A 13,256-nucleotide genomic window follows, 5' to 3' on the forward strand; every position below is an offset into this window, starting at 1 on the left:
TGGCTACATTGCACACGTTTTTTGCAGCAGCGCTTTACTAATGAATTTAAGACTTAACAGACTTGCCGAAATGGTTGATCCAGATAGCCGCCTGGCCGATATCGGCACCGACCACGCCTACCTGCCGATCCTCCTGGTAGAAAGCGGCAAGATCAGCCACGCTATCGCCAGTGACGTTGCGGCTGGCCCCTTAGAGAACGCGAAAACGGACATCGCCGCCGCGGGACTTTCTGACCAGATTGAAACCCGGCTGGGTTCAGGCCTGGAAACCATTAAGGAAAGCGATCAAATCGACACGGTCGTCATCGCCGGCATGGGCGGCAAATTGATGGTCAACCTGCTCTCTGAAGCCGCCTCCCGGGGCGTTTACTACCCAAGCCTGGTCCTTGAAGCCAATATTGGGGAAAACACCGTCCGCCGTTGGCTGATGGCCAACAAGTACGAGATCGTCGCTGAAGACATCGTCTATGAAGCAGGCCACATCTATGAGCTGATCAAGGCCCGTTTAACTGACCAGGTTCACGAATTGACTGTCCGCGAGCAGGAATTTGGTCCCTTGCTCTTAAAGAACAAGACTGATGTTTTCTATAAGAAGTGGCAGGGACAGGAAGCCTACTACCAAAAGCTGCTGGCTAACCTCAACAAGGCCCGGGAAAAGGACCTGACCCGGATCAAGGAAGTCGAAAACTTGCTGGCTATGATCAAGACAGAATTAGGTGGGGAAAATGACTAAAGTAAAAGACATTGTAGCTAAACTGAATGAAGCTTTCCCGGAAAGTATTGCCAGTGCCGGTGACCCGGCCGGCCTGCAGATCGGCAGCCTGGAAGCACCAGTCCACAAGATCCTGGTGACTTTAGACGTCCGGCCAAATGTGGTTGATGAAGCCATCAGGAGAGGCGCTGACCTCATCGTCAGCCACCACCCCTTGATCTTCCGTCCGGTTAACAACTTGGACTACAGCGACCCGCAAAAGGCCATGTACGCCAAGATCATTGCTAATGGCATTACTGTTTACTCCATTCATACTAATTCTGACAAGGCCCAGGACGGGTCAAGCGACTGGCAGGCTGAAGAACTTGGCCTTTTGGACGTAACCGGCTTTGCCCCGGATGACGATGGCATCGCCATTGGCCGGAAGGGCCGCTTGCCAAGGGCTATGAAGGCGATCGACTTCGCCCACTACGTCAAGGAAAAGATGGGGGTGGACTTGGTTCGTCTGATCTGCGCTGACCAGGATAAAATGGTGGAAACTGTCGCCTTCGTCTGCGGGGACGGGAACAAGTTCTGGAAACAGGCCTTAGCTGACAAATGCGACGCCTACATCACCGGTGACGTCTACTACCACACTGGCCATGACATGATTTCATCAGGCTTGGTAGTAGTTGATCCGGGCCACTATACGGAGAACCTCTTCAAGTATGAAGCTGCCAAACGGCTCAGTGCCTGGCAGAAGGAAGAGGGCTGGAGCGTAGAGTGCTTAATCAGCGCTGAATCAACCGATCCCTTCCAGAACATTTTTTAGTAAGTGAAATATTTTTGTTTATGTAAAGAATAAGGAGAAAAAGATGGAATACCCAACTTTGCTGCCAAGATTTTTGAAATATGTCAAGATCAACTCCCGCTCAGATGAACATGCTGACCGCTTCCCATCCACCCAAAGAGAAGTGGACTACCAATTGGTCATCATGAAGGAACTGGAAGAACTGGGCTTGAGTGACGTTCACTACAATGAAAAGGCTGGTACGGTCATCGCGACTATTCCTTCCAACGTTGACTGGGATGTGCCGGTTATGGGCTTCTTGGCCCACTGCGACACGGCTGACTTCAATTCAGAAAACGTTAAGCCGCAGATTACTGAAAATTACGACGGGGAAAGCAAGATCCAATTGGGCGACAGCGAATTCTACCTGGACCCGGCCGTCTTCCCGAACTTGAAGAAGTACAAGGGGCAGACCATTATCTCTGCTTCCGGTGACACCCTTTTGGGCGGGGACGACAAGTGTGGGGATGCCGAACTGGTCACCTTTGCTGAATACCTCCTGGCTCACCCGGAAATCAAGCACGGGGAAATCCGCCTGGGCTTCACGCCAGACGAAGAAATCGGCACGGGTGCTCAGCACTTTGACGTGGAAGACTTCAATGCTGCCTTTGCCTTTACGGTTGACGGGGAAGGCCCGGGCAAGCTGGACTGGGGGACTTTCTCAGCAGCTCAGTTTGAACTGGACATCCAAGGCGTTAACGTGCACCCGGCTGTAGCCAAGGGGCAGATGATCAACGCCATTCAAGTCGGGATCGACTTCCAGAACTCCCTGCCGCAAGACGAAGTGCCGGAAAAGACTGAAGGCGAAGAAGGCTTCTACCACTTGATGGACTTCTCTGGTACGGTTGACAACGCCCACCTGGCCTACATCATCCGTGACTTCAAGCGCGACGGCCTGGAAGCCCGGAAGAACCTGGTCAAGGAAAAGGTGGCTGAACTCAACGCCAAGTATGGGGAAAGAATCAAGCTGAAGATGTGGGACCAGTACTACAACATGGCTGATGAACTGGCTAAGCACATGGAAATCATTGACCTGGCCCGGGATGCTTACAGAGCCTGCGGCTTGACTGAAATCAATGAAGAACCAGTCAGAGGGGGTACGGACGGGTCACAACTGACTTACATGGGTCTGCCATGCCCGAACCTCTTTGCCGGGGAAGAAAACATGCACGGCCGCTACGAATACACGGTTCTGGAATCAATGTGGAAGGCTGTTGACGTCATGATCAAGATGGCTGAACTGCAAGCTGAACGGAACAAGTAAGACAAGATAACTTAAATATAAAGGATAAGAGCTGCTCTAGGGCGGCTCTTATTTTTTGCCTGTGAATAACTTGGCCGGGGATAGGGTAAAAGGAGACCGTGGAACAAAAATCGGAGAAAAGGGCTTACAGAGCTAGAAAGAGAAATGCTGTAATAGCAAGCTTTATCGCTTGCGATAGCGGGTTAAAGCTAAATGATAAAAATGGTAGCTGTTAAGAAATAATAGCCGCTGTCCTTTGCATAACAAGCTTCTTTCTATTTTAAACTTTATGCAAAATGTAAAATAGTTAGCGTGAAACAATGAAGTGATAAAAAGAAATGAGAGAGGGGAAAAGCAGAGAAAAAAGGGCAAAAGAAAACCGGGCCGTTTGGCCCGGTTGCTTACATTTAGCTCTGGAGATAGTCCAGCATCTGGTTGATTTCATCGCTGGTAAAGTTGCCCCGCCCTTGCTTCATGGCGTGCACCTTTTCCACTGAGAGGTGGCTGGCAAAGGCCAGGGTAGTATCGCTCACAGTGTGCTTGCTCTGAAATTCGATGATTGCATCCGAAAGTTCTTCTGGTTTCATTGATTTTCACTCCTTAATAACTTTATTTTACCATTTTTTGAAAAGTTGTTGAGGGAGCTTCAGAATTTTTTAGTAAAAGTCGCTGCTGATCTGGGTAACTGGCCAGTAGCGGAGGACGACCTTGCTTAAGATCGCGCTTCTAGAAACCGGCCCGAAGCGGCGGGAGTCGTTAGATACGTCCCGGTGGTCACCCATGACCCAGTACTGGTTCTTCTTCAGCTTGACCTTGAAGTTATTAGTATAAGTTACGCCTGCTAAATGGTCCGCCTTTTGGTATTTATTGTTTAAATACGGCTGGGCAACCTTCTTGCCATTGATGTAGAGGACGTCGTTCTTGGACTGGACCGTGTCGCCCGGCAGGCCAATCAAGCGCTTGATGTACATGACAGCTGGCTGGTTAGGAGCCTTGATGATGACAACGTCGTTTCTCTTCGGAGTGAAGTGGCGCACAGCGATCAAACGGTCACCGTCTTCAAAGGTCGGTTGCATGGATGGGCCAGACACCACTTCATTGGCTAAGAAGAAGGAGAAGATAACATAATAAATTGAAACAAAGACCAGGAACATAACCAGGACGTCCCGGAAAAATTTGCCCCAGCTTTCTTCTTCAGCAGCTTGCTTATTCTTTTTCTTCATTTGATTAAAAATCTCCTTTACTGACTATTAATTTATTATAGCCTATTTTCGCAAACTGGTAGTAAAGTAATCACTGATTGTTCTCATTCTGCTTCTTTAGTCGTTCAAGGTCAAAGGGAATCAAGTTGCTCTTAGTAGCATAAAACTGGCAGTAAGCCAGACTTTTGGAATTAAGGCGGAGCTTTTTCATAAGCTCTACATCAGAATAATCTTGTTTGCTGATTAAGCTGTAAACAAAGGATATGCGGACATTGGTTAAGGTCAGCGGCATCGGAGCCAGCAGGTCTTTATCAGCTTTGACGTGCTGCATGAAAAGATGCGCAGTCCAGGAACATACAATGCGATTTCGTCCGCGATTGCCGCAGGGAAAAATCAGAACAATGATATTGCGCAAGCAGTTGATTTGCTAGCATCTTCTTTGACTAGTTGCTTGAGCAACTTGATTGACATTAGAACCGTGGATCAATGGTGGGGAAATAACCCGATTAAGCATAGAGAAGAAGAGACTGAAAGTTAGAATATAAATGATCCATTTTAACCTCTCTAGAAATGTTTGTGCTAATTCATATTCTGCCAGAAGTAGAATTTCCGGAAGTAGCTGAGCTTAAGAAGCTCCTACCAGCTGACCAAGTCCAAACTTTTATCGATACTGCCTTGAAACTGGCGAAAATGGACTTCAGTCAAAAGAATAAAGCCATCAGCTTAAGCTGATGGCTTTTCTAGTTTCTTGAAGTTGAGATTTTTCCGGTAAAGGGCGTAGCCGATTAGACAAGTGAGGACGTCACTGACCGATTGGGCCCAGAGGATACCGTGATAGCCGGCAGTATTTTTTAATAGCTCTAAGGCAAAGACGTAGATCACGCCTTGTCTTGACAGGGCCATGATTAAGGCTGCAAAACCGTTGCCGGTAGACTGAAAGACAGTGGTGTAAACCAGGATTAAGCCGACCAAGGGCGTAGTGATCAAGGTAGCCAAGAGCATGTAGGAGGTGCTAGTGATAATGGCCGGCTTGTTCATAAAGAGGGCCGCAATTGGGTGGGCAAAAATAAGCAAGATCGCAGCTGAAATCACGGCATAGACAACTTCGACCAGCATGTCAAAGCGAAGGATTGCTTTTAGCCGCTCCCAATTCTTGGCCCCATAGTTGTAGCCAATCAGTGGCTGGGACCCAAAGGCAAAGCCGACCATGACTAAAACGACAATATTATAAATCTTCTGGGTAATACCAAGTGCTGCGACCCGGCTAGCTCCATAGCCAGCTAAAGAAGAAGTTAACAGGGCCATGCCAAAGCTTTGAGCAAAATTCGTAATTGATCCAGGAATCCCGATCTCCATGACCTCCTTGATATTGGCACCATCGATTTTTACCAACTTGGGATCCAAGGTGATGTAGCGGGCCTTTTTATTGACGTAGTAAACCAACATGAAAGAGGTTACGGCATAGCCGATCACGTTGGCAATCCCTACGCCCCAGGCCCTCATCTTGAAAACAAAGAGGAAGATGGGGTCTAAGATGATGGCTGTAATAGTGCCGACTATGGTGGTTACCATCGATTCTTTAGCCAGGCCTTCGGTTCGGATCAAGTTTTGCGGGATTACTGAATAAACGATAAAGACGGCGCCAAGAGCGATGGCCTGGTAAAAGTCGCTGGCTGCTTGGTAGGTGGCAGGCTTGGCCCCTAAGAAGCCTAAGATCGGCTTTTCAAAGGCCAACATGAGGGCCGTGGTTAAAAGGCCAGAAATAATTCCGGCATACTGGCAAAAGCTGGAAACCCGCTTGCTTAAAGCGAAGTCTTTTTTGCCATAGAGGCGGGAAACGAGTGAAGACCCGCCAAGACCAAAAATATCCGAGATGGCGATCAAAAAGGCAAAGAGCGGCGCGCCAACGGTAACGCCGGCTACGAGCTTGGTGTCACCGGTTTGGGCAACGAAGAAGGTATCGGCCAGGTTGTAGATCATCGAGGTAATCATGGCTAAGACCAGGGGCAAGGACAGCTGAAAGTAAACCTTCTTCACTGGAGCCTTGGCAAAGAGTTCATCCATTCTCTATTTTCTCCTTAAAATATTGAATATCGAATCAATTTTAGCATAGTTGACTAAATATTAAAGGATAGATTTTTCAATAAACTCTTGACTTAAACTTAGCTTTAAGTATTAGAATGAGCTTGTAAGTTGAAAAGAAATTGCAAGTAATTGATCAATAGATTTTTACAGGAGCGAAAACATGAAAGCAGCGGTATTTGAAGAAGCAGGCAAGGTTGAAGTTGAAGACGTGGCAATGCCGACCATTCAAGATCCAGAAGACGTCATCATCAAGGTGGTGAGAACCTGCGTCTGCGGGTCAGACCTGTGGGCCTATTCAGCTGGCGATGCCAAGGAAAAGCACTCCGTGAACGATGGCCACGAAGCAATTGGGATTGTGGAAGAAACAGGTAGCGCCATTACGACGGTAAAAAAGGGCGACTTCGTCATTGTGCCCTTTACCCATGGCTGCGGCCACTGTGCAGCCTGCCTTGCTGGCTATGACGGGACTTGCGACAACCACCCAGGCTATTCTAACTGGGGCAATGGGTCACAAAGTGAATACGTCCGCTTCCCATACGGCAACTGGGCCTTGGTTAAGGTACCAGGCAAGCCAGAAGACTACACCGAAGGGATGCTGAAGAATCTCTTGACTTTGGCTGACGTCATGGCGACTGGTTACCACGCAGCTCGGTCTGCTAACGTTCAGCCCGGCGACAAGGTCGTGGTCATTGGTGATGGGGCAGTTGGCCAATGCGCTGTCATTGCGGCTAAGATGCGCGGGGCTTCCCAAATCGTGATCATGAGCCGGCATGAAGACCGCCAGCAGATGGCTCTGGAATCAGGGGCAACGGCCTTTGTCGCTGAAAGAGGCGAAGAAGGGATTGCCAAGGTCAAGGAAATCTTGGGTGGCGAAGCGGATGCTGCTTTAGAGTGCGTGGGCTCTCAAGCAGCTATGGACCAAGCCTTGGGCGTTTTGCACAAGGGCGGCCGGGTTGGCTACGTGGGTGTGCCACACGAAGATGGCTTAAACATGGGGATGCTGTTCTCCCACAACATCTCAGTTGCCGGCGGCAGTGCCAGCGTTACGACTTACGACAAGCTGGTTTTGCTGAAGGCGGTTTTGGACGGCGATATCAACCCTGGCAAGGTCTTCACCAAGACCTACAAGCTGGATGACATCAACCAAGCTTACTGGGACATGGCTGACCGCAAGACCATCAAGTCTTATGTTGTTGTGGACTAAAAGAATAAATATTAAAATAATTTGAGTTATAGAAGTAAAAAAGATCCGAATCATTGATTCGGATCCTTGCTTTTTCGATTCAAATTAGTGGGTAAGCTTGGACTTCATTAGATTGAGCATGGTGGAGTCAGTTGGGCTAAATTTCATAACCTTTGGGTGGTCCATGTAGTTATTGGCTTGTGCTACCGCCCAGGCACTGTTCTTGGTCCAGCGATCATCTTGGAAGGCATCAGGGACGTTAAAGACGCGAATAGTGTCGTCGCTGATTCGTTGAAAGTATACCTGACCTTCTGAATGAGGTTGCGCCCTAACTTCGTAGGTGTTTTTTGGAAATACACGGGTAACGGCTTTGTTAACATCGCTGGCAACATTTTTGCCAGATACATCATTAAAGAAGAGCAATTGAATTTCGTCTTGCTTAAAGGAGTTATAGATGTCACTGCCTTCCTCATGTTGTCTAAGGAAAGTATAGAAGGCTTGCACTGCTTGATCATCAGAAACTGGGAGACCAGCTGAGCCGTTGTCGGTTGCTGTGTTGGAGTTAGTAGTGCCGCTGGTGCCAACAATCTTGTTAAAGCCATTCTTTAAGTTGACGTTTTCAGTTTCTCTGAACCCTAAATTGTTCCGGTCGTTACCCTGGTTTTGCATGGTTACTAAAACAACTGGTTTACCATTGTAAATGGTAAAGAAGTAGAGGTGCTTGTCCGCATATCTAGCACTTGTTGCATCAGAATAGCAGGCGACGATCAGGTAAGTGTTTTGAGCTTCTTGACCGGTAGTTGACCATTTAACCGCCACTTCATGGTTAACGTCATCTACTGAAACAGGGTACTTGCCGCTTAATTGGTCTGCAGGAGCCTTGGTCCCATAAAAGTCAACCGGACTCGATGGCGTGTATGACACATATTTTTGCTTCATGCCGGCACCCCAGCTAGCCATAAAACTAGCGAGTTGTTGGCTTTTCTGGCTGTTCCAGAGAGTTGTCTGCTGGCTGCTGGAGCTAGAACTGGCGCTTGCTGAATTGCTTGAGCTGGCTTGACCAGATTCAGATTTAGAACTAGAAGATGCCTTTTTGACAACTTTGGAACTAATTTGACTAGCTTGTTTATCTTGACTGCTGCTTTGCTTTGAACAGGCGGTTAAACTGAGAGCAGCTAGGACGGCTGCTGAGCATAAAATACTTTTCTTCATCTGATAAATAATCTCTTTTACTGACTATTAACCTATTATAGCCTATTTTCTTGCAGGGGCGGCGTCCGGGCTGTCCTTTTTTAGCATCTCTTCAGAAAATGGGATGAGATTGCACTGGGCTGCATTGTACTGGTAGTAGGCTAAGCGCTTTGGCGGGCAGCGAAAAATCTCCAGGAGTTCCTTGTCAGAATACTTCTGCTGGCTGATCAAGGAATAGACATAAGAGAGGCGGAGATTGGTCAGAGTGATCGGCATAGGGGAGAGGAGGTCCTTATCGGCCTTGACTAGTTGCATGATGTTGTTGGTACTGGCATATGGTTCACCGGACCTGGAGGCGAAAATATAAGGATCCGGGTCTTTTTTAAAGGAAAGTGTTCCGGTCAGGTAGTCAGTCATCTCACCCAAATTGTCTTTTACCTCGCTATAGCGAATCCCTAAGAGTTCCTTAGCCTGGTAGCCCAGGGCAAAAAGCTGCAAGAGCCATAAAGTCAGCGGCTGCTTGACGTAGGGGATAAGGGCAGGCAAATGCTCTGGCCAGTCGATCACATAGGTCTTCCGCCGCTCAAAAGAGTAACCCTTGAGGTCTAGTAAACGATAGCTTGGGGTAATTCCGGCCAGGGCCAGGTAGTAGAAGTACTTTTTGATGTAGGAGACATACTTGTTGACGGTCGTGACCTGCAAGTTTTCTTTAGTCGCCAACTGCTGCAGATAGTCGCGAACATTGCTGGCCGTGATTTCATTGACATTCCTAGATGGAAAATTTACTTCAGCATAGCTAAAAAAGTGGTCCAAACAGTAATCGGCGTTCTCAATTGATTTGGGGCTGAGCCTTTGCGGGCCCCGGCACCAATTCTCAAAGCCTTCCTGGTGGGGATACATAAGAAACTCCTTTCTTTATGTCTGTTAATATCCTAATTGTTACTACAATAATTATAACATACAAACGCGGCTACGCCGCGCCACAAAAAACTTGTTAGCAAAAGGTCTCTGACTTAAGATATTGCTGAATTGACTTTCTGGCAAAAAAAACAGTAAAATTGAAACAAATTGGCATTAAAGATGAAAAAAGATAGATTGGAGGTCAAATATGAAGACTGAGAAAGAAAAAATGCTGGCGGGTCAGGTTTATAATCCTGGTCAAGACAAAGAACTGATGGCCGAACTAGCTGCCTGCAAGGCCAAGTGCCTCCGCTACAACCAATTGAAGACTGCTGCTGAAAAGAAGGAGCTCTTAAAAGAGATCTTGGGTCAAAGCGGAGAAAACTGCCATATCGAACCAAACTTCTGGTGCGACTATGGCTGGAATATCAAGGTTGGCAACAACTTCTACGCCAACCATAACTTGACAGTCCTGGATGCAGGCGGGGTGACCTTTGGCGACAATGTCTTTATCGGTCCTGACTGCGGCTTCTACACTTCCGGTCACCCGCTTGATGCGGAAAGAAGAAATACCGGCCTGGAATATGCCTACCCGATCACTGTTGGCGACAATGTCTGGATCGGCGGGGGAGTCCGGGTGGTGCCCGGCATCTCTATCGGTGACAACTCCGTCATTGGTGCTGGCAGCGTCGTTGTTAAGGACATCCCAGCCAACTGCGTGGCCGCCGGCAACCCATGCCGGGTTATCCGGCAAATCACTGAAGATGACGCAAATAGTGACTTGAACTGAAAAAAGTAAAAGACAGTAAAAAGAACATAAGAAGCAAACGACTCTTTGTAAACAGCAATGAGTCGTTTTTGTCTTTTTAGGAGGTAATAATTATATGACATTTTTGCATTTGTGTCAGTCGGTCGTAGAAAGACCAAGAGTGATGCTCATAGCGGTCTTCACGTTTGTGATTATTAGCAGTATCATTTATAATTTTTTGCAAAAGACTTGCAAGCAAGGTGAAATTCAGATAAACTATAGCCTATCATACAAATATGCGTAGGGAGTAACCGGCATTACAAGTGCACTCATGGCGTCAAGCTCGAAAGTAATTTCCGCTGTGAGTTTAAATGGTGAGACTATTGTATAGACTTTTTTAGCCTAGCAATAGTCTCTTTTTTATTGCCGGGCAGATTAGGAGGCATTTTTTGAAGGATTTTTATCTGCAAAGTAAAGACGAGGTCTTGAAGGAATTCAAGGCAAGCCCTAATGGCTTGAGTAGCGGTGAAGCCAAGGAACGTTTGGCCAAATATGGGGAAAATGCCCTGGTAGAAGGGAAGAAAAAGACCGTTTTCCAGGTTTTTTAGACCAGTTCAAAGACCTGATGGTTATCATCTTGATCATCGCCGCCTTGATTTCGGCCTTTACCGGGGATGCGGAAAGCACCATTGTCATCATCGCCGTTTTGATTTTGAATGCGGTCTTGGGGACGGTCCAGCATGTGAAGGCCGAGAAGTCGCTGGAAAGCTTGAAATCACTGTCTTCACCAAGCGCCAAGGTCTTGCGCGATGGGCAAAAGGTGGAAATTGATTCGAAAAAGCTGGTGCCAGGCGATATTTTGGTTCTTGAAGCCGGGGACTTGGTTACCGCTGACGGGCGAATCTTGGACAACTTTTCTTTGCAAGTCAACGAAAGCTCCTTGACCGGGGAATCAACCAATATTGACAAGGCCGACATAGATTTTGACCAAGAACGGCCCCTGGGTGACCGGCTCAATATGGTCTATTCCAGTTCTCTGGTGACCTACGGCCGGGCCAATGTCTTAGTGACTGGCACCGGTATGGGTACTGAAATCGGCAAGATTGCCAAGTTGATGAACGACACCAAGGAAAAGAAGACCCCTCTCCAGCAGTCCCTAGACAAGTTTTCATCAAAATTAGCTACTGCCATCTTGTTAATCTGCTCGGTGGTCTTTGGCCTCCAAATCTGGAGAGGGCAGCCGCTCATGGATGCCTTGCTCTTTGCCGTAGCCTTAGCGGTGGCCGCTATTCCAGAAGCACTTTCCTCAATCGTCACCATCGTGCAAGCCATGGGGACCCAAAAGATGGCTAAGCAGCACGCTATTATTAAAAATTTGGCTGCGGTTGAGTCCTTGGGCTCAGTTTCCGTCATTGCCTCTGACAAGACAGGGACTTTGACCCAAAACAAGATGACCGTCCAAGATATCTACATTGGCGGGGAAGTCTTACAGCCTAACGAGTTGAGCCTTGACAACCAGCTCCACCGCTATCTTTTGTACGACGTAGTTTTAAACAACGACTCCCGCCTACAAGCAGATGGTAAGGGGATTGGTGACCCAACTGAATATGCACTCTTAGAAATGTACCGCCAGGTACCAGGCATCGATATGGGGGATGACCAAATTGCCTTAAGCGAGGACGATTTGCGGGACTTTTTGGACCGGCAAGAAGAAGTACCGTTTGACTCAGACCGCAAGCTCATGTCCACCAAGCACCTGATCCACACGGTACCAACCATCTTTACCAAGGGGGCGGTGGACGTTCTCTTAGACCGCTGCGTCAGCTACCGGATCGGTGATGAAATCAAGCCGATGACGACAGAAGCCAAGCAGCAGATCCTGGACCAAAACCAAGCCTTTTCTGAAAACGGCTTGCGGGTTTTGGCCTTTGCCTATAAGGAAAGTGACGAAGAACTAAACCTGGATGCCGAAAACGGCTTGATTTTCATCGGTCTCATTTCTGAAATGGACCCACGGACCCACCACGACCAGAAAGTATCGCTGCCGTTGCCCAAGCTAAGAAGGCCGGCATTAAGACGGTGATGATCACTGGTGACCACAAGGTGACGGCCGTTGCGATTGCTAAGAAAATCGGAATTTTTGCAGAGGGCGACCTGGCAGTAACTGGCTTAGAACTTGACGCCATGAGCGATAAAGAACTGGACGATAAGATTGAAAAAATCTCCGTTTACGCCCGAGTTTCTCCTGAAAACAAAATCCGGATCGTTGACGCCTGGCAAAGAAAGGGTAAGATCGTATCTATGACTGGTGACGGGGTGAACGACGCCCCAGCCTTGAAGAAGGCGGACATCGGGGTGGCCATGGGGATTACCGGGACCGAAGTTTCTAAGGATGCCTCCAGCATGATCTTGGCTGACGACAACTTCGCGACTATCATCAAGGCCGTGGCCAACGGCCGGACGGTTTACGAAAATATCAAAAATGCCGTGATGTATCTCTTGTCCGGCAACCTGTCAGCCATCATTACGGTGCTCTTTGCCTCAATTGCGGGCTTGCCAGTGCCATTTATGGCCGTTCAGCTGCTCTTTATCAACCTGGTAACCGACTCTCTGCCAGCCCTGGCGATTGGGATGGAACCCGGGGCTAACGATATCTTGAACCGGCCACCGCGTGACCCTAAGGAAGGGATCTTGAACAAGCAGATGGTAACTAGGGTAGCTGTGCAAGGTGCCTTGATCGCGGTCAGCGTTATTGCGGCCTTCTTGATTGGCCTGAAGACCAGCTCTGCTGTAGCCTGCACCATGGCCTTTTCAACCTTGACCTTTGCACGTCTCTTTCACGGCTTCAACTGCCGGTCAGAGCACAGCATCTTCAAGATTGGCTTTAAAAATAACTGGTACAGCTTGGCTGCCTTTGTGGCTGGCAGCTTATTACTGGGCTTGATCCTGTTCGTCCCAAGTCTCCACAGCCTGTTTACGGTAACGCCGCTTGCAGGAGGCCAGGTCGGGATGATTGCCTTGCTGGCATTCTTGCCAACGGTGGTCATTCAGGCCGTGAAAGTGATTCGTGAAAAGAAATAATTAGCATAATAATTAATATTGACTATTAAATATTTATAAAAAGACATCGAAATGATATGACCCCCGAAATTAGGACACTAAT

The 13,256-nt window shown here is 48.0% G+C and carries 12 protein-coding genes and 1 pseudogene; 7 read left to right on the plus strand and 6 right to left on the minus strand.

Going from position 1 to position 13,256, the window contains the following annotated elements; translation table 11 throughout:
• Positions 1–40: 40 nt before the first annotated feature.
• From HMPREF3168_RS04855 to pepT, 3 genes are read left to right on the plus strand one after another with little or no spacing between them, the layout of a single operon-like run.
• Positions 41–733, plus strand: coding sequence for a tRNA (adenine(22)-N(1))-methyltransferase (locus HMPREF3168_RS04855; RefSeq protein ID WP_003614288.1), 693 nt, complete (start codon positions 41–43; stop codon positions 731–733).
• A complete protein-coding gene (locus HMPREF3168_RS04860; RefSeq protein WP_003614306.1) occupies positions 726–1,523 on the plus strand; it encodes a Nif3-like dinuclear metal center hexameric protein in 798 nt (265 codons plus the stop codon). Before HMPREF3168_RS04855 ends, HMPREF3168_RS04860 begins: the two co-directional genes overlap by 8 nt.
• Before the next feature lie 43 nt (positions 1,524–1,566).
• Positions 1,567–2,805: a peptidase T gene (pepT, locus tag HMPREF3168_RS04865; RefSeq protein WP_003614290.1), complete on the plus strand. Its 1,239-nt coding sequence runs from the start codon at positions 1,567–1,569 to the stop codon at positions 2,803–2,805.
• A 386-nt stretch (positions 2,806–3,191) separates the two neighbouring features.
• Here the strand turns inward: pepT and HMPREF3168_RS04870 are convergent, their stop codons facing one another.
• The 3 genes from HMPREF3168_RS04870 to HMPREF3168_RS04880 all read right to left on the minus strand — a co-directional run bounded on the left by HMPREF3168_RS04870 (position 3,192) and on the right by HMPREF3168_RS04880 (position 4,317).
• Complete coding sequence (locus HMPREF3168_RS04870; protein ID WP_003614215.1) at positions 3,192–3,371, minus strand: LBP_cg2779 family protein; 180 nt, start codon at positions 3,369–3,371, stop codon at positions 3,192–3,194.
• Between the two features lie 69 nt (positions 3,372–3,440).
• Entirely contained in the window at positions 3,441–4,007 is a 567-nt protein-coding gene (lepB, locus tag HMPREF3168_RS04875; protein ID WP_070488743.1) for a signal peptidase I, read from the minus strand.
• Between the two features lie 70 nt (positions 4,008–4,077).
• The gene (locus HMPREF3168_RS04880) at positions 4,078–4,317 is read right to left on the minus strand and encodes a hypothetical protein (RefSeq protein ID WP_003614238.1); all 240 of its coding nucleotides are present in this window, start codon (positions 4,315–4,317) and stop codon (positions 4,078–4,080) included.
• Positions 4,318–4,562: 245 nt separating this feature from the next.
• Here HMPREF3168_RS04880 and HMPREF3168_RS10315 point away from each other — a divergent pair, with 245 nt between their 5' ends.
• Entirely contained in the window at positions 4,563–4,718 is a 156-nt protein-coding gene (locus tag HMPREF3168_RS10315; protein WP_003614345.1) for a hypothetical protein, read from the plus strand.
• Here the strand turns inward: HMPREF3168_RS10315 and HMPREF3168_RS04885 are convergent.
• The gene (locus HMPREF3168_RS04885) at positions 4,710–6,050 is read right to left on the minus strand and encodes an MATE family efflux transporter (protein ID WP_003614302.1); all 1,341 of its coding nucleotides are present in this window, start codon (positions 6,048–6,050) and stop codon (positions 4,710–4,712) included. The two genes, HMPREF3168_RS10315 and HMPREF3168_RS04885, sit on opposite strands and share 9 nt — an antisense overlap.
• 181 nt (positions 6,051–6,231) lie before the next feature.
• Here HMPREF3168_RS04885 and HMPREF3168_RS04890 point away from each other — a divergent pair, with 181 nt between their 5' ends.
• Positions 6,232–7,275 (plus strand): zinc-binding dehydrogenase, encoded by a 1,044-nt coding sequence (locus tag HMPREF3168_RS04890; protein WP_070488746.1) that lies wholly within the window; start codon positions 6,232–6,234, stop codon positions 7,273–7,275.
• Between the two features lie 84 nt (positions 7,276–7,359).
• On the opposite strand, the gene HMPREF3168_RS04895 is transcribed toward HMPREF3168_RS04890, so the two are convergent.
• Positions 7,360–8,466 (minus strand): DUF4767 domain-containing protein, encoded by a 1,107-nt coding sequence (locus HMPREF3168_RS04895; protein ID WP_070488749.1) that lies wholly within the window; start codon positions 8,464–8,466, stop codon positions 7,360–7,362.
• A 42-nt stretch (positions 8,467–8,508) separates the two neighbouring features.
• Positions 8,509–9,345 (minus strand): site-specific integrase, encoded by an 837-nt coding sequence (locus HMPREF3168_RS04900; protein WP_003614263.1) that lies wholly within the window; start codon positions 9,343–9,345, stop codon positions 8,509–8,511.
• Between the two features lie 208 nt (positions 9,346–9,553).
• On the opposite strand from HMPREF3168_RS04900, the gene HMPREF3168_RS04905 reads away from it, so the two are divergent.
• On the plus strand, positions 9,554–10,135 hold the full coding sequence (locus tag HMPREF3168_RS04905) for a sugar O-acetyltransferase (RefSeq protein ID WP_070488753.1): 582 nt from the start codon (positions 9,554–9,556) through the stop codon (positions 10,133–10,135).
• 407 nt (positions 10,136–10,542) lie between these two features.
• Positions 10,543–13,174, plus strand: a pseudogene (locus HMPREF3168_RS04910) (cation-translocating P-type ATPase).
• The last annotated feature ends 82 nt before the right edge of the window (positions 13,175–13,256 follow it).

Source organism: Lactobacillus sp. HMSC08B12 (assembly GCF_001808415.1).
Lineage (GTDB): Bacteria > Bacillota > Bacilli > Lactobacillales > Lactobacillaceae > Lactobacillus > Lactobacillus delbrueckii.